Here is a 24,496-nt window from a genome sequence, read left to right as displayed (position 1 = left end):
TCCTCTCTTCAAAGGCTTGTACAGTCAAATAAAATTACAACAATCGCAACATCAATGATAAGCTAGACACAAGATAAATTGTTAGAAGGTGAATTTATCTTGTGGGTTTCAACTACAAAGCTAGCCAAGATTGAAGCCGTAACCAGCCAAACTATGAGGCGCAAGATCGAAAGCGGTCACTACGAAAAAGTGAAGCAAACCAGTGGTGGTCACTTCCGCATATTCATTAACCAGCAGAGGAAGATATGCTATACAAGAGTGAGTTCTGGAAAGCAAAAATCCAGCATTGACACGCAAATGCGTATCTTACTCAAAGAGCACCCTGATGCAGAATTTATCAGCGACATTGCCAGTGCTTTCAACTTTAAGAGAAAAGGACTGCAAACCATTCTGGAATCAGCAGTGTGCGGAAATCCAACCCATATTGTGGTTGCCACAAAAGATCGCCTTGCCCGATCAGGGTTTGGACTCATCAAATGGCTTGTTGAATTATCGGGAGGACACATCGAGGTTTTGGATGACCCGGATAACGCCTGTGAGCCATTCGACACCCAGGAGCTTATCGGTTTCATTACCTCATTCTGCAATAGCCACTACGGGAAGCGATCTGCTAAAAGACGCAAAGGACGCAAAGAGAGTAGCGTCAAAAAAGATCAGGTTTTACCTAGAGAATGAGCAAGCCTATCACGATGCCCTGATGCTCTATCGGAGGTCGTACAACCTTGCTGTTGAGCGTTTCCGCAACGATGACTATAAAGATGCCAGCAGAAAATTCATCAACATGCGACCTGCCATTAAAGCTCAAGTGAAGCAAGAGCAAAAAGAAAGTGGCAGGGCTTATAACTCGCTTGTTTCTGATAATGGAACACTGGCGGCAGCGACCACATTCAAAGCGGTCTGCGAGCACAACAAGAAGCTCAAGGGAGCTAAAGAGGGCTTTGCAGAAATCAGTTTCAAAAGCCGCAAAGGTAGCAGGCACTCATTCTCTATTGACCGTTTGCCAAAGGGATTAAATCCCTGCGTACAGGCTCTTGGCAAGATTCACCTGACAGAAGATGTGCCAGCAGAAGCGATTGGTAAATCTTGTGTCGTAACCTACGACAAAGGTCGCTGGTTCATTCAGGTTCAACAACATATTGAGCTAAATCCCGAAATCCAAGGGAAGGTTAGATGCGTTGGAGTTGACCCCGGAGTTCGCACCTTTGCCACTTGCTACAGCGAAAAAGAGGCATTGATAGCGGGTAATAACGTTGCAAAAACAAAGCTGTTCCCACTGATGAAGCAAGTGGACAGCTTGATCAGTCAAAAACAAAAAATCCTGAACACGCAGAAGGGCGTTAAGTTCCCCGACATGCCCCAGTGGGCAAGAGATCGGATTATTCATTTCAACAGGGAAATTGACCGGCTGAAATGCAAAAAGGATGACATTGTTCTTGATCTGCATAACCGGCTGGCGTTCGAGCTGGTGTCGAACTACGACGTTGTATTTTTGCCAACCTTTGAGACAAGAGGTATGGTCACACGCAAAGATAAGAAGGTTCGCACCATTCGCCGTAACACCTGCCGCCAGATGCTTGACCTCAATCACTACCAATTCAAAAAGCGGCTTAAGTGGTACGCAAAAAAGTATGGAAAGCATGTAGTTGATTGCAACGAAGCCTATACATCCAAGACTCAATCATGGAACGGGACCATTGACGAAAAATTAGGTTCTTCCAAAATTATTAAGGGTGATGGCTTCACCGTTGATCGTGACATCAACGGTGCCAGAAATGTCTTTCTTAAGTGTTTGACAAGGTAGCTTGAACCTTAGCCATAACAGCGAGTATTGCGCTCGTTGCGGATTTAATCAAGAGTATACTCAGAAAGCCCAGGCGAAGGGGATCGCGACATAGATGGACAGATGTTTCATCTGAGGTGATTTTCGGTATCTCACAATTCTCATAGTAGGTCTCGTTATCCGTCAACCATATATTTTCATACATGCTGGAGGTTTGTCTGATGGAAGTACGCATCTTTACTGCGGTGGCAATATTGGGACAGACAAAATACATATGTGAGTTTAACTTTACCGATACGCTCTTATTTTCGTCGCGGGAATATAACTCGTCAATCCACCAGGTGCTCTGGTAGACTTGGCGACTAGCATGGCAGGTCAGGGGCAAATGGGATAACAACAGGAATACGATTAAGACAAATTGCATAATTGATCTCTGACAAGATGTCAGTGTTAAAGTAGCAGACAGGCCAGTGCATCTTCCGAAAGCCCGGAGATTTTTAACTTTGCCTGCAAATATCCGGGCTTAACGGGCAGAAAATAGAAACCACAGTGTAACGTTACGTCCACTTTTCATGGGACGGCAATACCTCTGAAGCCTGCTGCTGCCTTAACTTTACCCGATAAAAACAGCAGTTTTCTGATGCTGAAAACTTCCCGCCAATTAACAAAATCTTACAAAAATAATTCAAGACTGACGGGGAAGCGAGTATAATGCGCACCCGATTAAGGTTTGAACAATCTGTATGTATATGTAACCGGTGGCAGCCCGGACGACATTCACAACAATAAGACGAGGAGCTCTCCATGGAAGTAGCTTTTTGGGATGGCAAACGCGCACCCGGTATTTCTGATCATATTGACCTCGGAGCCTTCTCTAATCTTGGGGAAGTGATTGCAGATGCTGTCGATAGACATGGAGACAAGCCCGCCTTCACAGGACTGGGATTAACGCTCAGCTTTAATGAGGTGGATCGCCTGAGCGATCAGTTTGCAGCCTACCTTCAGCAGCACACCGGATTGCAGCCCGGTGATCGCATTGCTCTGCAAATGCCTAACATTTTGCAGTATCCAGTGGTGGCCTTTGGTGCCATCAAAGCGGGTTTGGTCATTGTTAATACGAATCCTCTCTATACTGCCAGAGAGATTAAACATCAGTTCAATGACGCAGGTGTGAAAGCACTGGTCTGCGTCAATATCGTTGGACATCTGGTCGAAGAAGTCTTATCGGAGACCGGTGTTGAGCACCTGATTGTGACTGATCTGGCGGATCTGTTGCCCTGGCCGAAACGCTCCTTAATCAACTTTGCCGTTAAGCACGTCAAGAAAATGGTGCCGTCTTACAGCCTTCCAACGGCCATAACTTTCAGGAAGGCCCTGGCACTGGGTAGCAAGGGAACCTATAAGCCACCCAAGCCAGCACAAAGAGAAGATCTGGCTGCTTTGCAGTACACCGGGGGGACTACCGGTGTCGCCAAGGGTGCGATGTTGACTCATGCCAATCTGGTCGGCAACGTTCTCCAGACAGTTGAGTTGAGAAAACAGGTGAATGCTGATGGTAGTCCGGTTTGCAATCCTGAAGGTGATACTGTGGTAGCGCCATTGCCTCTTTATCACATCTATGCCTTCTCGGTTCACTTGTTGTCATACTTCTCTCTGGGAGGGCACAGTATCCTGATTGCTAACCCCAGGGATATTGATACCTTTATCAAAACCATCAAGCCATGGCGTATCAATGCATTCATTGGCCTCAATACTCTGTTTGTCGGCCTGATGAATCATCCCGAGTTCAAGAATATTGACTTCTCTGACCTGAGGGTGACCAATTCGGGGGGGACAGCGCTTCAGCAGGCGACAGCAGATCGCTGGCTCGAACTGACTGGCTGCCGAATTGGTGAAGGCTATGGTTTGTCGGAAACCTCTCCTATTTTGACCGCCAACCCTGCGGGTGACTTTGTTCAGGATGGCACAGTGGGTATTGCCCTACCGGGTACTGCTCTGAAAGTCATTGATGATGAAGGCAACGAGTTACCATTCGGTGAACGCGGCGAACTCTGTGCAAAAGGTCCTCAGGTCATGGCGGGTTATTGGCAGCGCCCTGAAGCGACTGCCGAAGTGCTGGACAACGAAGGCTGGTTCCGTACGGGTGATGTAGCCATTATTGGTGAAGACGGTTATATACGTATCGTAGACCGTCTGAAAGATATGGTGCTGGTATCCGGCTTTAATGTCTATCCTAACGAGATTGAGGATGTCGTGGCCAGGCATGAAAAAGTGCAAAACTGTGCGGTGATCGGAGTACCTGATGAAAAAACAGGAGAGGCAGTAAAACTGTTTGTTATTCCACAGGATGACAGTATTACCGAGCAGGAGTTGAAAGATTACTGTCGTAAAAATATGACGGCTTACAAAGTGCCCAGACAGGTGGAGTTCAGGGTAGAGCTTCCGATGACCCCTGTCGGCAAGGTTTTAAGAAAAGATCTCCGTGCGCAGGAACTGAAGAAGCTGGAAACAGCCTGATTATAATTGCAGCGATCTGTTTTATGGAGCATGGCATAGACTCGTAATGAGTCTATGCCACTGTCTGGTAATAAAAACGATGACAGCCAGTCGTATGATTTAATTAGACTGTTCGTAGGATTGGCTATTGAAAAAGAAATGATTATTTTTTTCTTAATTCGTTAGTCGTTATTTAGTTTTGCATCATAATTTATGTACGACACTGTTTACAGTTAGTCAGTGCAATGGTACTTTTGACGCTTTCCAAATATTGCCCACCCTGGTTCTATAATGAATATTTTTGAAGAGTCCCTGAATATCCTGAAATCAAAAGTACAGTTACGTAAACTGTTTCAGGGCATGCATGTTGAAGATATAGAAAACGTTATCAGACGTGTAGAAGCGATCCATGCAGAAAAAGTGCGTGAGCACAATGAGCAGAAGGAACAACAAGGTCGCAAAAGAGAAGCTGTTGAAAGCATTCTTGGTCAGATGCAGGAGAAAGGTCTGACCATTGAAGATCTGATGGCTTCTACTGTTGTAGAGAAAACCAGAAAAGGAAAGCCAAGACAGCGCTATCAATTTCAATACGAAAAAGAAGACGGCTCTGTAGTTAACTGGGAAGGCGCTACCATGGGTCGTATTCCATCGGAGTTTACTGAATATCTGTCAAAGACAGGAAAAGAACGTAAAGACTGTATTGTGGCTGAGCTTTAATACTCATCAGCGCAAAAGTTATTACTAAGTGGCCTGAGAAATGTAATAGCCAGCAAGTCAAATAAAAAACCGGATGATTCCGGTTTTTTATTAGTTGAATTGCAGGTCAGAGACGCTGCTTGATTTTTTCTTTCAGTACGCCTTCTTCGGTGTAGCCTCTCAACACTTCATCGGGGAATACCAGTGCAGGTGTTCCGCGAATACCAAGCTCCTGTGCCAGACGCAGGTTCTCGTCAAGCTGCTGAGTTACAGACTCGTCTACTTTCAGTTTGTCGGAGTCTACTCCCTCTGCTTTCAACGCCGCTTTAATGGAGCTGCTGGTGTGTCTGCCGGGTCTGGACATCAGACGCTGGTTAACAGACAGGTATTTATCCTTGTCCAGCTTGAAGGTGGCCAGAGCCATTTCCGCAGCTTCACGAGATTCCGGGCCAAGAACGGGGAGTTCCTTGACAACAATTTTTACATCAGGGTTCTCTTCAACAATTTTCTTCAGGATAGGATCCTGACGCTTGCAGAAACCACAGTTGTAATCACCAAAGTAGGCAATAGTCACCTTGGCTTTAGGGTTACCCATAATGGGGTTCTCAGGGTTTTCGAATAGCTGCTTTTGACGATCTTCCAGCATCTGCGTTTCGGCACTTTGCCGGGCAGCTATTTCTCGCTTTCTCAGTTCGTTCATAGCTTCAACCAGGATGTCCGGGTTTTCTACCAGTGTTTTACGAACCAGCTCTCTGACTTCCTGCTTCTGCTGATCATCCAGAGACTGTGCCTGAATGTTGAGCGAGCCCATCAATAGGGTAGTGGCGAGAATAAGAGTTTTTTTCATCGTGCTCATCTGTGAGTCAGTATTTATTTCCCTGAGTTGTTGCTGAAGCTCATGGGAGTGAGATTCACTTCAGGGGCGAAATAGCTTTGACTGCCACTTTGTCATGATTAAATGGCAATGGCAAAGACTTATAGGCCAGGCTCTCTGGCTATGGAGCCCATCTGTTGGTGAAACTTCAGGGCTCAGGTTGGTCGGTAAACAGCGAAAAAGCATTCCATTATGATTCTATGAGAAGCTTTTCGGGCTGATTTCCCGGGTTTACCTGGACGATGCCTTCTCAATAGCCGCTGCAACACTGTCATGGTCGAGAATAACCGGCAGTGGTATTCCTTCAGGAGCACCCGGACCATAGACGATATTGAAAGGTACACCAAATCGCCCGTTCTTCTGAAGATAGGCATTAATTTCTTCTGAAGGCCGGGTCCAGTCTCCTTTCATAGTTATCATAGAGTTTTTTTGCAGGCGACTGTTGGTTGGATCCCTGTCGATGACCCTGATCTTGTTTGCTTTACAAGTGATACACCAGTCAGCTGTGACATCGACAAAGACGACTTTGCCTTCAGCCACCGAGCTGGCAATTTCCTGCTCATTCAGGGGGTTCCAGATCAGATTGTCTGATGTCGATTGTTCCGCAGTGAACAAACCGGTCGACCAGGCTCCGAAGAGCACTATCGCCATTGACAGGAACAGTGAGGGCAGTAGCAATAGTCTTTTTCCAGCTTGAGGCATCAAGCTGATCAACAGGCGATGCAGGACCAGTACAGTAGGAATCAGGGCAATCATCAGAAGCAGATAGACTGGCAGGAATGCCTGAAGCAGGCTGGTTAGCCACAACGAAGTCACCAGCAGCATCAGTGCCAGTAAACGACGAAGGTTGATCATCCACTGACCGGGTTTTGGCATCCACTTCAAAAGAGAGGGTCTGGCTGCAATCAGCAGATACGGAAGGGCAAGACCTATGCCCAAAGCCGTGAATATGGCAAACAGGTTGAAGCTGTTGGTGGACAGGGCAAAGGCGACGGCGGTTCCCAGAAATGGCGCTGAACAGGGCGTTGCCAGAAGCGTTGCGAACATACCCTGAACAAAGTGGCCTGCTGTACTGTTATCACCTGCTGTAGCCAGCCTGGTCGACAGGAATGAGGGCAGATGGATTTCAAACAGGCCTATCAGGTTAGTAGCAAAAAGGGCAGTGACCGCCACCATGAAACCGATAAACCAGGGGCTTTGAAACTGGATGCCCCAACCAATACTGTTGCCGGTCAGCTTGAGTATCCAGAGAAACGTCGCCAGTAACCAGAAGGAGAAAACAATGCCTGCCGCAGAGCTCAGAAACTGCTTGCGGGTGACTTTGGCTTCCTGGCCTGAAGCATGGAGTACGGAAGAAAGCTTCATACCGAGGACGGGCAGAACGCAGGGCATCAGGTTGAGGATAAAGCCGCCCAGAAGTGCCAGACCCAGTAACACCATCAGGCTTGCTGAACGGGTGTCTGCTGGCAGTGAACTGGCAGCGACTTCCTTGACGGACAAGGTTTTTTCAAGGCCATTGTCGCCATTAAGAAGGGTAACGGTGACAGGTTCATCTGACAGGTTGTATTCACCCAGCCAGCTTGATGCATTCATGACGGCCTGAAGCTGGTTGCCCTCAATGGTAAATTCCGGCAGTCCGAAGGTAATCTCTTCCTGACCATCGATGATGACGTCAACGGCCTTTTCCCAGCCAGTCTCAGAGTGGGCAGTGGCAACAACCTTGTTGTTTTCCTTGTTCCATACAACAGATTCTACGCTCAGCCCTGAGTCCGGCATAGTCGTCGGAACCCGGGAAAGGGCTTTATCAATCAGGAATGACGCTTGCGGGTCTGCTTTCAGATCAGAGGGGGTGAAATCCAGTTGAATCTCGTAATCTGTCAGTACGCATACCGTGGTGCAGGAAGACAACCTCAGTCTGGCATTGATGGAGACCGGCTGATTCAAATCTTTAACCTGAATCAGAAGAGGAAAAACCGTACCATTTTTATAGCCAAGGGTATGCAGTCCCAGCATTTCTATACGCTCTGGAGCGGGCCAGAGCCACTCAACCGTTTCTATATTACTGCTGCCTTGTGGCTGTTCTATACGCCAGTCGATTTCAGGTGGAATACCAGCCTCGCCGGGTGATCGCCAGTAAGTCTTCCAGTCACCTGATAATTGGACTTCCAGTGCCGCATAAAGTTGACGGGTGGTCGGGTCTGCTTCACCAGAAAAGTGCAGCCTGACCCTGGCCTCAGGCTGCTGAGGGTTCACTAACCATTCAGTTGAAAGAGCATGTGCAGGTCGATTGAGCGATAAAAGAAGGAATACCAGACATAAGCTGAATAGCACTAGCAGGGTATTCTGCCTGCTGTTTTTTGAAACTGTTGCAGTGCAGCTTATCTGAGAATGCAGATTAAGTGATCGTATCTTCATGTATATCCCGATAAATTCAGGCAGACCTTAAAAAGTCGATTATTGTCAAAGACTGCATAGTGCAAAAAAGTATGAGTCTATCTCGACATTGGCGAAACTTTGCCTGAAAAAACATTGTCAGGGTAAATGTGGCCGGTCAGTGACCGTTCTCTATTGATCCTGTGAATGATACGCTGGACTTCAGTACCTGGATTCAGGAAAAATGATTTTTCTTTGATATTTTCAACCCGTTCCCACGCTCTGAGAGTTTCGCAAAACTACAACAGCTCGTTCCCATGCTCTGAGGTCGTCATTCCCGCGAAGTAGGATATCAATGTATCCAGTAGTCAGAAATACTCCGTTGCGGTCAATTTTTTGAGTCCGGTTGGCTGTTTGGAGAAATGCACCCATTCGCTGGGGTCGGTGTGTAGCTGGCACTCAATGGTAGAAAGGGTTGAGGTGTGTTTTCAACAAAATAACTGATTAACACACTGAATTACTTGTGGATAACTCATGAGGTGCCTGAAATTACAAGGCGTTTATGCATTGGTTGAAAAATAATCAGACGAGAGTCTCTTGAATATATTGGGCCTTTTGAAAGCCGTATTTATACGTTAATTGTTGTTTATAAGGCTACAAAATTTTGTGTATAACCTGCTTCAACAGTTGTTTTTTGAGAGCGTGTGTTTAAAGCAGGAGCCTGCTGAGAGCAAGCTCCAGACAGAGATATCATTGATTGCGATCCACATCAAAAGCTGCAAAAGCCTGCTGAACGGGCATGATTTCCATGGCGTTAATATTGACATGGGCTGGTCTGCTTGCGACCCAGTAGATGCTCTCTGCGATATCTTCTGCTGAAAGAGGCTTCATACCTTTATACACTGCATCGGCTTTTGATTGATCACCCTCGAAACGCACGAGTGAAAATTCAGTTTCAGCCATTCCGGGTTCGATATTGGTCACTCTGATGCCACTCCCCAGAAGGTCAGAACGAAGATTCAGGGAAAACTGTTTTACAAATGCTTTGGTGCCGCCATAAACATTGCCACCAGGGTAAGGATAATTACCGGCAACTGATCCCAGGTTAATAATACTGCCACTGTTGTTTTTCTTCAGGGCCGGTAAAAGCGCATGAGTGATCAGAACCAGCCCTTTAATGTTGGTGTCGATCATGCTTATCCACTGTCGTGTATTACACTGGTCAGCTGGTTTAGTGCCCAGAGCCAGACCGGCATTGTTGATCAGAGTATGAATGTCTGAAAAAGCTTCCGGGAGGCTGCTCAGCGCATCCTGAATGGCATCTTCATCTCTTATATCAAAAACAAGGCAGTGAACAGGACAGGATGCCGAGAGTTCTCTGGCCAGTGCTTCCAGACGTTCCTTTCTTCTGCCGGTAATTACCAGCTGCCAGCCTTGTTCACTGGCAAAACGACGGGCACAGGCTTCACCAAAACCGGAAGTGGCTCCGGTGATAAACACAGTTTTCAAGCTCAAGGGGGGACTCCTGGTCAGAGTGGGTCTTTTCTCTTTCCTTATTATGTCAGATTCTCAGAGCTATTATTTTTTTAGTCTCAGTGAGGCTGCTGACTGACTTCCTGTGCATGAAAATATGCTTTCGAATGCGGACAGAGTCAGATTGTTGGGCATTACTGTTGCGAACTCTGATCTTTTCTATAGTAAGTCAGATACTGTGGAGTACTCTACTATGGCTTTACCAGGCGGTAAGATAACGGAAGAACAAGTTCACAGGGGTCAGGCCGTTTATTCAAAGCGGGTTCTCAATATCTATGATATTGCCGTGCTGGGCATTTCCAACCGTTTTATCTGGCAGTGTCCGACACCCGTAATCCTGGACTGGTTTAATCAGCACGTCAGCGACCAGCATCTGGATATAGGTGTTGGCACCGGTTATTTCCCTGATCGCTGCCAGTTCCCAACCGATCATCCATCGTTGACATTGGTAGACCTGAACGTAAACACACTTGAGTATGCCGGGCAGCGATTAAACCGTTATCAACCCATCACCCTGGTGCATAACGTTTTCAAACCATTTACCTCCTTGCCAGTCAATGCCTTCAACTCTATCAGCATGAACTATTTACTGCACTGCCTGCCAGGCAGCATCCATAGCAAAGCTGTCGTGTTCGATCACGTTAAGCCCTTGCTGAATGAAGGGGGAAAACTGTTTGGCGCCACCATTCTTAATGTACCTCATACTCTGGTGGCAAAAGCTCTAATGGGCGTTTACAACCGAAAAGGGATCTTCAGCAATCAGAATGATTATCTGGATGGGTTGGAGCAGGAATTGCGCTCAAGATTCACTGATGTGGACATTCAGGCGACCGGTTGTGTCGCTCGTTTTGTAGCCAGTAGTCAGTAAGTGCAGAAACAGACTTATAGCCCAATGAAAATACTCACTGGCCAGACGGGGGTTGATCATTCCCATGTCACGGGGACTATTAAATATCGACGACCTTCAAATCCTGCTGTTTTTTCAGATCTAAATCGCGATAACGAATCCCGGGTTTATCAAAGTCTACCGATGCGAAATCAATCTCTCGAATACGGCTGTTAAACATGGTTTTGTAATAGTATTTCAGGTCTTTGGTATCCATGGCCGTCGTCCACTGAGTGGAGCCCATTGTGTCGTCTTTGGGGAGTTCATCTCTGGCGAGTACTGCACCAGAAGGAATATCAAAGTTGTTCAGGATGCGCAGTGATTCCATTGCGGCGGCATAGCCATTTTCGACGGGGCGTGCAGTGTTTCGAAGTGCTGCTGCGCGAACAAATCGAGAGACGGGTGAGTAATCGCCAGGCAGGCCAATCATGCCCGAACCAGCGCCGTGTGGCGCTAACTCCAGATCGCCTATTTTAATGTCTGGTTTGGCTTTAGCGGTAAGGCCGACGTAATTTTTCAGGTTTTGCAGATGCCAGGGAAACTCAGGATTGTTAGTTAACACGCCGACGGGGTTGTCATAAATATTCAGCTGGCCGCCATGGGTGTACTCCACCACAATTGACGCTCCTGAGCGATCTGTCATCATGAAATGGATCGGAGGCACGATATTGCCTAAGCCTTTTTCCTTTACGGGGGCAACATCTATTTTTGGAAGATTTTGCTTTATATCTTTTATTGTCGACTGGGTAGAAAGTACCCAGTTGCTGATGTCTTGAGGGCCAATTGTGTTTGCTGCTTTGGCCGGGTCATAGGGTGGAAACTCGGCAGTGCCTGGCAAGTAAAGCACTGAAACGGCTAACCCTTTTTCGTTCATTCCATCAATAAGCGCTGGTTTATTCAGGCCATTAATGCCGACAACACCGTATTTGGCTTTCCACTTTAAGCCCGGTTTGCCATCAGGCGTGAGACCCGTGAAGGCGGTGTCTCGTGGTATCACCATAATTTTTGATTCCAGATCAAAGGATCCCCACTCTTCAGTGCGAGCCTGGATGACCGCATCGTCCTCTGAAACCAGTGTAATGCCCGTACAGGCCAGAGCGATTGGGATCTGAACAACGGCGGCAAGAGCCATGGCGCTGAGAAGAAAGGCTGCGATGACCGATACTTTTAATGAAGTAGTGTTCATAAAAAAGCGCTCTTTGTGGCGAGTAAGGCGCGATGGAAGTATAGCGTCTTAAGTACTCAACCATACGAAATCATATTTTCTGACTCATTGTTCAGGCACTCGCGGCAACTGCTCCTGCGTTGCTCTAGCTCCTGCATCCATGCAGTCGTGATGCGTTGCAACTCTGGTCACATAGCTTGCTATGTTCCCGTCGTTGCGCCTTGCAGAGCACCTGCCCAATAAGCCAGAAATATTCGATTCCGTATGGCTGAGTACTTATAAAAGATAGTTTAATCAAAGGGGTTTCCTTGTCTTTTTTTTGCGTCGAACTCACGTTTTTTAAGCAGATCATCAGCGTCCTGTCTTCTTGTTAGTTGCGCTTACATCAATGTTATGAACTTTTATCCTGAAGGCAACTCTGAGTTACCGAAGGACATCAATGTTGGATGATCTTCAAATCAATATCCTTGCAATCAAGGATAAAACTAACTTAATGAAAGGAACTTTATATGAATAACGTAAATACACCCGCCGCTGTTGGGGTTTCAACCTCAGACTTGACAAAACCTGTTCAGCCACAGAGCAAACAAACAGGTGCTGGTTTCGGATGGGTTATTACTAAAGCTGACCAGGGTGAACTTTTAAGTCATCAAGGTTTACAACAGGCAGGCTCCCAGCTTCAAGGTGACAGAGCCAGTGACCGCCGTGTGGTGACCATCAATACCGATGGCATAGCGAATATCTACAATCGGAAGGCCGATGGGTCATTTGCAAAGTAAGCGTTCAAGCAGGGTATAGACTCCCCCTACTTATCGAGATCGGATTTTAACGAATTGGCCCCGAATTTCTCTTTCCAGATTCGCGGGATTAGCTCCCGGATATCTCGAGCCGGATGGTAACTGATGCGCTGAAGCACATCGACGAAGTACTTGTATGGATCAATGCCTGCAAGAAGACAACTGACGATTAACGTCTGGAACACGGCTACATTGACTGCCCCTTCTTCTGTCCAGCAAAAAAGCCAGTTCTTTCTCCCCATCGGGATACACCTGAGACTTCGCTCCAGGTGATTCGTATCAATGGCGACATCCGGATTATCCAGATAAAGCCGTAGCTCTTTTTCCCGTTTGTTCACGTAGCCAAGAGCCTTGCTCAATGGGTTGCTTTTCACCAGATTCAGGCGACGAAGTTGTTCTTTATGCCAGTTAAAGAACTGATCAACCAGTGGCTTGGCATTCTGTTGGCGGTATTCCTGCTTTGCTTCGCCTTGCAGCCCAGCTTTGCGGATTTCGTCTTCGACTTGATAGATCGCACCTATGCAGTCCAGCGCCTCTTTTGCGGCTTCTGGCTCGACCTCTTGTGACTTGACGAAGTACCTCCTGCTATGTGTCCAGCACTGGGCATGGATGATTTTGGGATATTTCATGCACAGGCGGTCGTATTCCGAATAACCATCGGTCAGCAAGACCCCCTTATACTCTTTCAGATAAGGCTCTACGACCCTGCCAGAACGAGTGGTGGAGAAGGTAAAAGCTATCTCATTCTGGTCTCCGTAAAAACACCAGAAGTAGCCTCTTTGCATCTTGCCCTTGCTTTTACGGCCCGCTTTTCCGGGCGTTTCATCCAGAGTGAGGACATGACTTTCCAGACAGCTGTTGAGCACTTCGTCAGCGATGGGTTTGAGTAACTGCCCGGCACGCTGCTCAAGATGTGTCAGGGTTCCACGGCTGATGGTAATACCACTGGACTCAAGTTTCTGATGCTGGCGGTAAAGCGGTGCGTGAAAGCGGTACTTCTCTACCAGCAGACCTGCGATAAAGCTGACATCGGCAAAGCTGCGATCAAATAATCCTGATGGTGCGGCTACCGTTGTTAGCGTCTGGCTGGGCTTATGGCGAACGACTTCGCGCTGATATTTCAGGATGACATAGCTGGCAGGGCGCTGCGCCAGCCGATAGGTGTACTTGTAGTCAATGATTTCGTACTGGTCTGCGTCTTCACCCTTCATTTCTGCAGCAGGCATCGGGATGAGTTCAATCGGTACATCTTCAGTAAAGCGCAGTCCCTGATCGGTCACACAGTCTTCAGGGCGATTCTTTTTCCGCCGTTCGTAAGTGATGGTTTCTGTGGGAGTTTCCTGCTCTTCAGGCTTGTCCTGAAGGATTTCTCCCAGCGCCAGCTGGTCCGGATTCTCAATCAGGCGCTTTTCGGATTTTTCACCAAATAGCTGTTGTTTAAACCAGGCCAGCTGATGTTTAAGAGAAGCTATTTCCTGATCACGCTCCGACAGCAAGACCAGGATCTGCTGGAGCAGGTCCTGGTCAGTGGTGCCGGGGGTCGAAACAGGTAATTTCATGGCGGTTAAAGATAGACCTTTGACTCTCCTTTTGTGTAACGGGACGGTTGATGTTTGTAGCGTTTATATTGCTGAACGCAGCGGGTATCAATGCCTTCAAGGATGAGCTTCAGATCTGTCCACGCCATTGTTTGCTTGATGGATTTGCCTGCATGAGTATGAAACTGACCCTGTTCCAGTCGTTTGCTCCAGATACAGTATCCACTGCGATCAAAATACAGCACCTTGCACTGGGTTTGTTTGCGGTTGATGAAGACAAACAGCTGGCCGCTGAGTGGGTCTTCTTCAAGTTTGTTTCTCACCAGGGCAGACAGGCCGTCGTAGGATTTACGCATGTCGGTGGGCCGGTTGTAGAGCCAGATCCGAACCTGAGATTCTGGAAAAAACATGATCAGCGACGCATACGAAGAATAACACCACCGGGCAGCTCAAGTTCCAACTGCCAGTTTAAGCTGGCTGGAGGCTCAGTCAGCCCGTTTGGGACTTCAACCCATTCCGGGGCAGAAGCCTGAGCGATATCAAAGGAGTCAGTGTTGTTGTAATTCCTGAGTTTGCGTTTCCAGTTTGTGAATGTTGCCAGGCTTATGTTTTGAGTTTGGCAAAAAGCTTTCTGGCTCAAGCCACTGGCTATTTGCTGATCAATGATCTGTTGCCACTGCTCAGGGTTGAGACGGGTAAAGGGTTTTGTCAGTTGCTTCACGTTAGGTATCTCCTGCGTTGTTTGCAGGGGAAAGGCTGGCAGTCAGGTTGTGATTTTTGAAGACGTCCTCAAATGAGCGGTTACTTTGCAAAAGAGGCTAGCATTGCCTCTAAAGGTCATATCAACTCAGCCACCTTAAGCGGCGATAAGCTCCATGTGGTCACTGTCAGCGACGATCACATGGCGGGAATTCATGACCTGGGGGCCGACGGAGCATGGGTAACCAAAACTGCCATTTCCCATGACGGGCCGATCACATTAGCAACCTTCAGCGCTGATGAAATGCATGTGGTGACTGCCAGTGACGATCACACGGCAAAAGTCTGTGACAAGATGGTCGACGGATCATGGGTAGAAAAAACCACCGTTCAACATGATGGGCCGGTCAATTTCGTAGACTTCATCGACGATGGCTTTCGCCTGGTGACCAGCAGTGAGAATGGAACGAGGCAAGTCACTGAGCTGAAGTGAAATGATTGATTGCCTGCGCTCACCCATGGTGTCAGGCAGTATTTCTTGACTACTCAGAACTGAATTCGATGCAAAGAATGCAGCAAGCCTCTGGTTAGCTATCTGAGAAGTGCAACCGAAAGACAGTTAAATCACAGGGGTCTGCCTTGTCTTTTTTTTTGCGTCGAACTCACCTTGATTAACACGACCCGCCGAGTGGGCAGGGATATACTCTGGTACTTTGACGCCACTGACAAACTCCCAGAACCTGCCGCAATTACCTGTTCTTAACTGTTTGTGCTCCAGAGACTTTGTTGGTGGGTCATGGTCATCAAAGGTGGGGCGAGATTGTCTGTTTCAAGCTCAGTGGCAATGTGGCGATATAAAAAAAACTCTCTGATCATGGATGATGATATGACAACTGGTGGCTCCAATCTACCTGTTAATGGCCTCGGGGGCAGGCAGCAAACAGTTCAAAATCAATCGCTACCTTCTACTCAACCAACCAAGGCTAAAATGGGGCCTCGGGATGTCTCTGTTGACGAAACCACCGACTCGCTATTGCAGGGGGAAGCAGGTCTGCACCTCCAATATGTGCCTATCCACAAACGGGATGTTGTCATTGAGAATGTGGAGGGAGGCTTCTGGGCCACCCTCCTGACAGGATTTTCCAAGTTAGCGATGAAGTTTATCCGAGCCGGAGTCGGTAAGACTGGCAACAGGGCCGATGATAATTTAAAGAGAAATGAACAGTTTGCCAACGAGAACAAAAAGAATCTGAAGAAATTACAGTATGAGATGAAATCCATTCAGACTGAACTGAAGGGATTGAGAAAAAAGCTTCCCCGTCTGGAAACTAAAAAGCAGGATAAATTTTCAAAACTCCAAGAAAGGCTTTTTGAATTAAGAGCTCAGCTGAGCAGGCTAGAGCGAAACTTAAATGAGATAGAGGAGACGAAGCCTCTCCTGAAAGTTTGGGGTACGGCGATCAGGAAAGAGACACAGGACTTCCTGAAGTTGATCGAAAAGCAAATGGGTCCCGGACTTAAACTGATACATGGGCTTCAAGAGGTCTTTGGGAAGTCCAAAAAAGGATTGCCTGCTGGCAAGGTTTATCACCTCAACCTGGGGAACCTGTCGACCACACTGTCCTCCGGTGCTGAGCTGAAGGTACAAAACATCGGTGTCTTTATTGAGCAGTGTTATATGTCTCCCACGCAAGAGCTGATATTGGATATTGCCGATATCAGGGCAGACTTATCGTCAATGGGGGCCAGTGGCGAGGTTGAGCCAATGACTTTGTCCGGAGGAATCAGTCTCAAACTGAAGCCACCGATCAGTGAACACTTGCGCAAGGTGTTGACCGAGAACATCGCGAAAGCTCCCATATATATTAATGCCATGAGCAAAGAGCTGAAGCCTGCCAATGTGGCTGATATGGCTGAAGTGTCGATTAAAAGCCTTCAGTTAGAAAAAAAAGATGGACAAACCCTTGCGCTGCAAGACGCTTCGTTTGCTCACTCGCTGCTTGATTTGATGATCCCGTTCATGTCAGGAAGCTCCGAGCTTCCTCTTGTTGCACTGGATCTTGAGAAGCAATGGAAGCATAAAGGGTTGGAAGTGGTTTGCGAAAGTTTGGACAAAGAAGAAAAAGAGCGCAAAGACGATCTTCATCAACTGCTGGAAGATATAGAAAGCCTGCCTGGGGGTGAAGCAAAAGACCAATGTCAACAATTGAGTCTTCAAGCGACCAAAGCTCTGAAAGCGGTAGAGGAACTGAGAGAAGTCAAAATCCGTGAGTTAACCCACAGCAAACAGTTAAGAAGCGTTCAGCAACAACGATCAAAGAATATTGACTCGTCATTTGATATGAACCGGGGGATGATCGATCTGGTCTACGGGCTGGCAGCTGTGGCTAATGGCAGCCCGACAGGCAGACAAAAGCATATTGCTATTCCGGGAATGAAGATTCCCGTATCGGATACCAGTTCTGTTGAATTGAGCCAGCTTAAGGTCAACGTGTCTGATTTTTCTTTCAGTCCATCCGGTGTCGCGGAGCTGACTATTCCCGAAATGGCCAGCCATATCACTCTTCAGAATGAAGTGACGGGAGAGAAAAAGTCGGTACCGGTCATCGTTAGAGGTGCATCGATCAAAATTCAGCCACCCTTTGGACCTCTGGTGAAGGAACTGTTGCAGCTGAAGTTTCCAGTGGACTCCAAAACGCTGAAAAAAGTCGTTCTGCCCATTTATAGGGAGGCGGAGAAAAAGAAGCGCTCGGGTGGGACTAAAACCTCCGATTATTTAGAGATTGATCTGGGGAAGGTTGCCTGCCTGACCCGCGAGGGAGAGGTGGCTTTCTCAGGAGAGGAAGCTAGCCCGTATCAGCAGCACAGGCAGACGTTTGTCGAGAAAACCGGAGAACTTCTCTCGGCGAATGTTGATGCCGAGGCTATGGCGTCAGCACTGGCATCGGCAGGTTTAACCAAAGAGTCTCAGCAGAAAGTCTGGAAGCTTTGTGAGGAAGGTGTTTTTGCTGACAGTGCTGTTTTTGCACCTGAAAAACTGGAACATCTGGTCTTGCCATTTTCTGGACAAGAGCCACCAATCCCACGGACTTCCCCACTGCCGGAGCAAGAGGTCACTCAGAGTTCGGAAGTGACCACCCCTGTTCCAGAGACTGAGCCACCAGAGAATACAACCCCAAATGCTGAGATCTCAGAGTCTGAATCTGTTTTAACCACTCCATCAGGCACAGCGGCGGTAAATCCTGAGTCTCCCTGGAAGGTAACGGTGGATGCTTCCGTCGCTGAGCCGGAAAGGCTTCAGTCAATCCTGGTGAATGCTCGAAAAAACCGGGCAGTTACTCCATCCTCATCATCGTTACCCGAAGAAGTCAAACCATCCGAAGTGGCAAACGCAGCGACCAATCGGCACCTGTCCCGGGCCTCAGTTAAACCTGCCACAGAAAAACCACCAGAAGGTTTAAAGTTCAAAGACCTGGACGAGTGCATCGGAGTGATTAATCCAAGGTTCCGGACAGAAAAAGGAAAAAGAGTCGCTGATTTTGAAATGCGTATTGCTCCTTGGAGTTTGATGAAAAAGCTGTCCTGGTGGATGGGCTTTTTCCTCGGCAAAAAAGAGGTGGCTGTAGAGGTAACTCTGCCGATTGACCGAAAAAGTTCAGAATTGCAACTGCAGTCACCTTTTGTTCAATTGAAGAAGCGAACTTCCTTAAACCCGGCTGTTTGGTTGGCGACTTTTCTGGTTAATCGCAGGCTCAGGAAGCAGCATTATCAGCTGGAGCTGGACCATGTTGAGCGACAGAAGCGTTTGAATCTTGTTCAAAAGTCTCGGGTTAGGCCTGGGTGATGCCGGGAGTCCGGAACGCGGGGCAGAGCAGAAAGCACAGGGATATATGGCAAACCTGACTAACTGGTTTGTAGAATGGGTGAGTGAAAATCAAGTGAAGGCATTTCTCAGAGTGTCGCACCAGACAACTGAGATGTGTTGGTCGTATAACTGAACGGACATTAGGTCAATAAAAAACGCTCAAGCCAGCCTTGAGCGTTTTTGGCAAGTGCAATTAAGCCTCACTGCTTTTGGGTGTTTAACTCCAATGTCGATACCAAACCCAAGGCAATCTCATCTTCGCTATAAAGCAGAGGTCTGAGCCCCTGACCTGATGAGTAAAGCTGAGTTTGATCTGTATACTCAGGGCGCAACATATTGTTCGTTTGCGAGTAGGTTAATATGCCTTTAGCCTTCGGGCCGGAATCCGTAAAGCTCACCACATACATCCAGCTTGAGCCAAAACGAATAGGATATCCCTCGGTGGTTAACCCGGAAGGTAAGGTGTCACCACTGACGACACGTAACCGAAGTTGACCACGCTCTTCCCCTTACATAGGTGAGAAATTTTCCAGTGGCTGGGCAAGGTTAGTTGACCAATGTGAGTCATTAGAGTTTTGCACAAAATCACTGCGCAGCAACTTGGGTGAGCGCTCATAGGGCGTTGAACCATCAAAGGCAAAGAATGAGTTATCACCTGGCAGTACGGTAAAGCCCGCCTGTTCACGCAGGGCATTTAACTCTGGTGAGGTGCGCAGTGTCGCCACTGCCGCCTCACAAAGCCCGGGGACTGCAGAGTCATCAATGTAAAAAGCGTTGCCCTCTTTGTCGGCATACATGGTGTTGTTAAAAATCAAGCCATCATAATCGACAAAGGTTTGTTGGAACTCTTTTAAATTGTTGGCGCGGTTCATCGCCAGCCAGTGATCAATGGGATCTGTGTTGCCCATATTCACATCCTGGATCATAAAGGCTTTGCCATCGTCCCAGCCAAAAGGGGCCGATCCTGGCGGTGCCTCTAACAGCGGGCGTCAGGCTCAGATGTGGTGATCTGCGCCATGCTGGTTGCTAACTGCTGCTTTAAGCTCTGGTTAAAAGCCGTCACGCTTGAGCTGGTGCTCGCCGGACGCGGCAAGTATTCATCGCCATCGCCAGGGTTGGCATAGAAAATTAAGTCCAGGAAGTTAGCGGCTCCTAGCGCAACTCCAATAGCCAACTTAAGTTTGTGAAATTGCATATTATTATTATTGTTTCTTGTTATTTTTACATCTTGCTGCATCACTTTTGGCGATGCGCAACCACGCTAACACGTTAGCGAAAACATGCAGACCCGCCGCAATCGGTCGTTGAGCTGAGTCTGTGCATGTCAGGCTTTTTAAATTGTTACACTAACGTTACAGGCGTATTAAACCAGTGTTTCAGACACTCGCCTACCAGGGAAATGGTTAATAAAAGGTAATGAAATTAGGCAATAAAGTAACCGGCAGAAAGCCCCTGTATCAGCCTCCGTCTTCGGACTTGGATAATGAGGTTCAGGGGGTTCGCAAGGAAGACACAACCCGCAAACAGATCCTGTCTCGTTCAGAATATCAACCTTTCCGATCACTGGCTGAAAGAGGAATAGAGACAGTCCAGGTTAAACCCGGCCTGTTGACCCGTGCGCTCAGTTCACTGTCGTCCAGTTTTATCTCTTTTTTCAGCTCTGCCATTTCATCGGTTACCGGTGCCACTCAGAAAGAGTTTCGCAATTTAATCAATGATGAGCTTGAGAATCAGGAGTCATTCAAGCGGGATATCGAAGACTTGGAGCACAGTCTGAAGCTTGCTGAGGAGTCACTGCAAAGGCTACGCAAAAGTATCGAGGTCCTGACGCCTGAGCAGATGAATCACTACATTATTCTGGTTAAAAAGCAACTGAGCATAAAGGCACAGCTGGTTCTCAAAAAGGCTTATTTAACAAGATCCGCTGAACAGGTGCGTTCTTATGGGCAGTCGCTTCCAGTCAGTAAAAGAAAACTTGAGCAGAGTATGAAGGTGCTGGAAGAGAATATTTCAACCGGTATCCAAGCCCTTGCACTAATGAAAGATGTTTTCAAAAGAAACAAGAAGGACAAGCATCGGGGAAAGGTGTTTGAGATGCGTCTGGGTGATGTGAAAGTGACCGATCCTGACCGTTATGACATTCAGGTTAAAAATCTGGTCCTTAATACCAGTCGTTTCTGTTTTGAGAAGGGGCAGTTGGAGCTGGAAGTACCCGAAATCTCTGCCGATTGCTTTTCCCTGGAAGAAGATAAAGCGGTTGGCCCCATCAAAATAAAGGGGAGCTGTCGTGTTTGTATTGGCGAACCCCTTGCCGAGCCACTGAACCACTTATTGACCTGTAGAAAGACAGAGACTTTCAGCGCCTACAAAAAATGCTCTGAGGCCTTTGGAGCTCTCTATGCAGAGACATCAGGATCGGATGCAAAAAGGCATCTGGGTGATGTTATTCAATGCTCGGTTGATGGCTTGGAAACGGAAGAGAGAGGGGTGAAGTCAGACCTGTTCATGCAAGCGATGGGAGAAGCGGTCATCCGATTATTTGCTCCGATGGTGACGACCTGGAAAAAAGAGCTGGGTGCTGACAGTCTTAAAAAGTCCAGAGAGCGGGAAGATGGCTTTGCTGTAAAAGCCAATGCTACGGTCGGTCTGTATCAGTCAAGAGAAAAGACGGTAAAGATGCTGGAAGAAGATCTTCCGGGGATGAAGGAAAGCAAGGAGAAAAAGGCTTGCCAGGTCATGTTGACCTCTTGCCGGAAAGATCTGCAACGCGCCCGGAAATTGCTTCAGCAGAGGCAAGAAGAGTTGTCGAAGCAGAAACAGCGGACTGCGGCTATGATGTATCGCGAAGCCAATGCTGGCCAATCCATCCATTCTTACCAAAATGCCCTGAAGCTCTTTCATACCTTAAGAGGACTTGCCAAAAAGCAGGCATCAGACCCTTCTACCTCTGCATCAATGGGTTTTGGTGAGCAGCGCATCGACTTTACAGACACAGCCCATGGCGAGTTATCTTCCGCCTCTCTGAAGTTTTCCGGATTCCGTCTGGGTGAGGATAGTGTGCTGGCAATCAAAGTGCCCGATGTCGTCCTGAACCTGGGGCTGGTCAACGAAGTGTCAGGTATCCGTGAAGCGTTTCCCGTCAGCTTGAAAGATGTCTCTGTGAAAGTGAATCCGCCAATGGGAGAGATTGTTCACCAATTACTGCAACTGGACTTTCCTCTTGAGTTTCGGAAACTGGAACGGTTATGGAAACAGTATCAGGCTTGTACCTCTGAACATTACAGCTCCATTGGTACCCATAATCCTCTTGGTATCGCCAGTTATCTTTCTGTCGACCTGGGCAGCGTGGCCTGTCTGGCTGCCGGAGATGTTCGTGTCGAAGCCGGAGAGCGCTCGGTTGCAGATAAGGAGTGGGTGGCCCTTGCTATCTCTGATCTGATGGGCAAGCCGCACAGGGTCAGTGAACTGGATCAGCTGTTCCAGGAAAAAATGGGTATGAATCCTCAGTCGTCCAATCAGATCATGAACCTGCTTTGCCTGGGCTTGCTGGGTGAACCGGAACCGCTTTCTGCTCCGGACGAACAGAAAGAACTATCGACCCATGAGATACCGTCATCCTTTCCCAAAGAGATTGAAGTGACTCCTGTAATCAATGAAAAGGCTGACATCAGCACCGGGTTGCCTCCTCAAATACCCGAAGAAATACAGGCTCCTCTTACCGAAAGTTCCGTGAGTCATAGCAATATAAAGTCAGAACCTGAACGCAAGGAGCGAGCGTTCAGCACACTTCAGGAAAACCCTGAAAAAGCAGCACTGTCGAGGACAGAGATTTATTTGGGTGATCTAAGCCATTGTCCAGAAGTCAGTCAGATGAAATTAGCGGTCAAGGGGGATACACCGCAAGTGAGTTTTGCTCTGAAAGTACCTGCCCTCAAGGTGCTTGGGAAGTTGCCTTTGCTGTTTAGCTGGCTGTTGGGATCAGACCTGGCTCTATCTGTTCAGGCTCCCCTGAAAGAGGATATTGTTCAGTTCAGGCAACCCTTCATTAAGGTTCGTGGTGCCAGAGTACCTCTACTGGGTCCCTGGCTGGCCAATTTCTGGTTAAAACGCGCAATGGCCAGAGGCCAGTTAGCAATTAACACCCATCAGGTTGAAGGGCAGGCGGGCCTGCAATTGCTGAGAGTTGACTCAGCCTGACGTCAGGATTTGTACCTCGATAGTGAATTCTGTCCCGACCCGGTCTACCTTGGTAGAGGCGTTGACTATAAAAACTCTGACCGGAAGGATAACTGGCTATAAATGCCCTTTTGCGTTTCGGCTATAGTATGTTGGCTGGGACGGTTTAGTGCGGTTCTTTCACTGATGTTAAAACTCGAAAAAAGGCAGATATTTTTACAGCAGGAAGCCGATAGCAAGCAGGAGGCTTTGCAATTAGCTGGCAAAAAAATGCTGGAAACCGGTTTGGTTTCAGCTGAATACCTTCCGGGTATCCACGCCCGGGAGAGCCTTGCTTCCACATTTCTGGATAACGGTATCGCTATACCTCATGGCATGCCAGAACTTCGCCACGCCATTAAGAGAACGGGCGTAGTTGTCATTCAGTTTCCTGAAGGTGTTGAATGGGGCGTGAATCAACCTGTTTTTCTGGCCTTTGGTATAGCTGCCCACTGCCATGAACACCTCAGGATACTGGGTGGTCTGACCCGTGTTCTGGACAATCGACCTCTCTGTCATTATCTGGCCCGTACCCGTGAGCCTCAAATAATTGTCGATGCACTCGAGGGCAAACCATTACCGGGGCTGGGCAATCTCAGCGAATGGCAAAAGGCTTACTTGAGCCAGAGCCAGAGGGAAACCTGTAAGAGAGGCTGGGTCAGTCGTACATCCACGAAAAGCAATGAGCTGACCAGAGAGTATCTTATCCACAACATTAATGGTCTACATGCCCGGTGCGGCAGTGCCTTTATTGCTGCCCTGACGCACTATGATGCCCGTGTTTATGTCCGCAATGTCAGTAAGAATGGTGACTATGTCAATGGAAGAAGTCTGGTCAAACTGTTGGGTCTTGAGCTGGTCTGTGGTGAGACTCTGGGTATCAGACTTTCTGGTCTTCACGCATTTGATGCGTTAAAGCGTCTTGATCAGTTGTTTCAGAAGAGTTTTTTTTGATCTGGGTCTGGCGCGCTTTTGAGTTCAGTCCGAAAGGCTCCCAAAGTAAAAAGCGCCCTTGAACGGGCGCTTTTGCAAATTCTATCTGGAGCTCAGGCCTCCAGGAAGTTGTTAGTTTCATCTACCTCAGTGATGAACATAAAGTATCCGGTTAATGACGGGTTTCACTGGCTGGCATTATGTTCGGGTGATCAAGCCATTCTTCAGGGCTCTCATCAATAGAGTCCACTGCTTCGGCTTCGTTCAGCTCCCCACGGGTTGCCAGCACTGCCAGATCCTTGGCAAAGCTCTGTAATAGATCGATCACTTCCTCCCTGTCAGGATCGAGGCTTTCATCAAAAGTGATATTAAAGAGAGGATTATCATGTTCATACTCCTCTCCCTTGCGCATGAGCGTCATTTGAAGTCCGGGGTTCTCATAGTCCGCGACTTCGGCCAACTTGAAGGTAACAGATTGAGCTTCCCTGAGAACAGACAGCAACTTCAGGGCTTCTGCAGCGCTGATATCGCCTGCATCCACACAGGCTTCAACATACTCTCTGGCTGATAACCCCGAGTCCAGGTAGTTGTCTACCAGATCCTGCAGTTCTTTGTACTTGTTATGGTTCATGGACCCTCCTTAACT

The 24,496-nt window shown here is 47.8% G+C and carries 21 protein-coding genes; 10 read left to right on the top strand and 11 right to left on the bottom strand.

Features of this window, described 5'->3' with window-relative positions; all coding sequences use genetic code 11:
• Positions 1-99: 99 nt before the first annotated feature.
• The 4 genes from ACOMG9_RS19930 to ACOMG9_RS19915 all read left to right on the top strand — a co-directional run bounded on the left by ACOMG9_RS19930 (position 100) and on the right by ACOMG9_RS19915 (position 4,993).
• Positions 100-675, top strand: a complete 576-nt coding sequence (locus ACOMG9_RS19930; protein ID WP_448218179.1) for an IS607 family transposase — start codon at positions 100-102, stop codon at positions 673-675.
• Positions 676-697: 22 nt separating this feature from the next.
• Entirely contained in the window at positions 698-1,801 is a 1,104-nt protein-coding gene (locus tag ACOMG9_RS19925) for an RNA-guided endonuclease InsQ/TnpB family protein (RefSeq protein ID WP_494529281.1), read from the top strand.
• 783 nt (positions 1,802-2,584) lie between these two features.
• Entirely contained in the window at positions 2,585-4,297 is a 1,713-nt protein-coding gene (locus ACOMG9_RS19920; protein ID WP_448218177.1) for an AMP-binding protein, read from the top strand.
• Positions 4,298-4,567: 270 nt separating this feature from the next.
• The gene (locus ACOMG9_RS19915; RefSeq protein WP_422135190.1) at positions 4,568-4,993 is read left to right on the top strand and encodes an H-NS family histone-like protein; all 426 of its coding nucleotides are present in this window, start codon (positions 4,568-4,570) and stop codon (positions 4,991-4,993) included.
• Positions 4,994-5,099: 106 nt separating this feature from the next.
• On the opposite strand, the gene ACOMG9_RS19910 is transcribed toward ACOMG9_RS19915, so the two are convergent.
• The 3 genes from ACOMG9_RS19910 to ACOMG9_RS19900 all read right to left on the bottom strand — a co-directional run bounded on the left by ACOMG9_RS19910 (position 5,100) and on the right by ACOMG9_RS19900 (position 9,728).
• A complete protein-coding gene (locus ACOMG9_RS19910; RefSeq protein WP_448218176.1) occupies positions 5,100-5,819 on the bottom strand; it encodes a DsbA family protein in 720 nt (239 codons plus the stop codon).
• Between the two features lie 258 nt (positions 5,820-6,077).
• Positions 6,078-8,099 (bottom strand): protein-disulfide reductase DsbD family protein, encoded by a 2,022-nt coding sequence (locus ACOMG9_RS19905; RefSeq protein ID WP_448218175.1) that lies wholly within the window; start codon positions 8,097-8,099, stop codon positions 6,078-6,080.
• 870 nt (positions 8,100-8,969) lie between these two features.
• The gene (locus tag ACOMG9_RS19900) at positions 8,970-9,728 is read right to left on the bottom strand and encodes an SDR family oxidoreductase (RefSeq protein ID WP_448218663.1); all 759 of its coding nucleotides are present in this window, start codon (positions 9,726-9,728) and stop codon (positions 8,970-8,972) included.
• Positions 9,729-9,945: 217 nt separating this feature from the next.
• Between ACOMG9_RS19900 and ACOMG9_RS19895 the strand changes: the two genes are divergently transcribed.
• Positions 9,946-10,620, top strand: coding sequence for a class I SAM-dependent methyltransferase (locus tag ACOMG9_RS19895; protein WP_448218174.1), 675 nt, complete (start codon positions 9,946-9,948; stop codon positions 10,618-10,620).
• A gap of 79 nt (positions 10,621-10,699) precedes the next feature.
• Here ACOMG9_RS19895 and ACOMG9_RS19890 read toward each other — a convergent pair whose 3' ends face one another.
• Positions 10,700-11,824, bottom strand: coding sequence for a linear amide C-N hydrolase (locus ACOMG9_RS19890; protein ID WP_448218173.1), 1,125 nt, complete (start codon positions 11,822-11,824; stop codon positions 10,700-10,702).
• Between the two features lie 488 nt (positions 11,825-12,312).
• Here ACOMG9_RS19890 and ACOMG9_RS19885 point away from each other — a divergent pair, with 488 nt between their 5' ends.
• Positions 12,313-12,582, top strand: a complete 270-nt coding sequence (locus ACOMG9_RS19885) for a hypothetical protein (protein WP_494529280.1) — start codon at positions 12,313-12,315, stop codon at positions 12,580-12,582.
• 26 nt (positions 12,583-12,608) lie between these two features.
• Here the strand turns inward: ACOMG9_RS19885 and tnpC are convergent, their stop codons facing one another.
• The 3 genes from tnpC to tnpA are packed head-to-tail and all read right to left on the bottom strand — an operon-like array spanning position 12,609 to position 14,859.
• Entirely contained in the window at positions 12,609-14,159 is a 1,551-nt protein-coding gene (gene tnpC / locus ACOMG9_RS19880) for an IS66 family transposase (protein ID WP_448215512.1), read from the bottom strand.
• 5 nt (positions 14,160-14,164) lie between these two features.
• Complete coding sequence (gene tnpB, locus ACOMG9_RS19875) at positions 14,165-14,548, bottom strand: IS66 family insertion sequence element accessory protein TnpB (RefSeq protein WP_422452200.1); 384 nt, start codon at positions 14,546-14,548, stop codon at positions 14,165-14,167.
• Between the two features lie 2 nt (positions 14,549-14,550).
• Positions 14,551-14,859 carry an IS66 family insertion sequence element accessory protein TnpA gene (tnpA, locus tag ACOMG9_RS19870; protein WP_448215511.1) on the bottom strand — a complete coding sequence of 103 codons (309 nt, stop codon included), beginning with the start codon at positions 14,857-14,859 and terminating at the stop codon, positions 14,551-14,553.
• 72 nt (positions 14,860-14,931) lie between these two features.
• On the opposite strand from tnpA, the gene ACOMG9_RS19865 reads away from it, so the two are divergent.
• Positions 14,932-15,330, top strand: coding sequence for a WD40 repeat domain-containing protein (locus ACOMG9_RS19865; protein ID WP_494529279.1), 399 nt, complete (start codon positions 14,932-14,934; stop codon positions 15,328-15,330).
• Between the two features lie 327 nt (positions 15,331-15,657).
• Positions 15,658-18,681, top strand: coding sequence for a hypothetical protein (locus ACOMG9_RS19860; protein WP_494529278.1), 3,024 nt, complete (start codon positions 15,658-15,660; stop codon positions 18,679-18,681).
• Between the two features lie 221 nt (positions 18,682-18,902).
• Here ACOMG9_RS19860 and ACOMG9_RS19855 read toward each other — a convergent pair whose 3' ends face one another.
• The 3 genes from ACOMG9_RS19855 to ACOMG9_RS19845 form a co-directional block, all read right to left on the bottom strand.
• Positions 18,903-19,130, bottom strand: a complete 228-nt coding sequence (locus ACOMG9_RS19855) for a penicillin acylase family protein (protein WP_448218662.1) — start codon at positions 19,128-19,130, stop codon at positions 18,903-18,905.
• An 81-nt stretch (positions 19,131-19,211) separates the two neighbouring features.
• Positions 19,212-19,610 carry a penicillin acylase family protein gene (locus ACOMG9_RS19850; protein ID WP_448218169.1) on the bottom strand — a complete coding sequence of 133 codons (399 nt, stop codon included), beginning with the start codon at positions 19,608-19,610 and terminating at the stop codon, positions 19,212-19,214.
• A gap of 68 nt (positions 19,611-19,678) precedes the next feature.
• Complete coding sequence (locus ACOMG9_RS19845) at positions 19,679-19,942, bottom strand: hypothetical protein (RefSeq protein WP_448218168.1); 264 nt, start codon at positions 19,940-19,942, stop codon at positions 19,679-19,681.
• 176 nt (positions 19,943-20,118) lie between these two features.
• Between ACOMG9_RS19845 and ACOMG9_RS19840 the strand changes: the two genes are divergently transcribed.
• Together ACOMG9_RS19840 and ACOMG9_RS19835 are read left to right on the top strand one after the other, a co-directional pair.
• The gene (locus ACOMG9_RS19840; RefSeq protein ID WP_494529277.1) at positions 20,119-22,899 is read left to right on the top strand and encodes a hypothetical protein; all 2,781 of its coding nucleotides are present in this window, start codon (positions 20,119-20,121) and stop codon (positions 22,897-22,899) included.
• A 165-nt stretch (positions 22,900-23,064) separates the two neighbouring features.
• Positions 23,065-23,871: a PTS sugar transporter subunit IIA gene (locus ACOMG9_RS19835; protein WP_448218166.1), complete on the top strand. Its 807-nt coding sequence runs from the start codon at positions 23,065-23,067 to the stop codon at positions 23,869-23,871.
• Positions 23,872-24,022: 151 nt separating this feature from the next.
• Here the strand turns inward: ACOMG9_RS19835 and ACOMG9_RS19830 are convergent, their stop codons facing one another.
• Positions 24,023-24,481, bottom strand: coding sequence for a hypothetical protein (locus ACOMG9_RS19830; protein ID WP_317145220.1), 459 nt, complete (start codon positions 24,479-24,481; stop codon positions 24,023-24,025).
• Positions 24,482-24,496: the final 15 nt, after the last annotated feature.

The sequence above is a fragment of the Endozoicomonas sp. PH6C genome (assembly GCF_059322965.1).
This window is presented reverse-complemented; position numbering and strand designations above follow the sequence as displayed.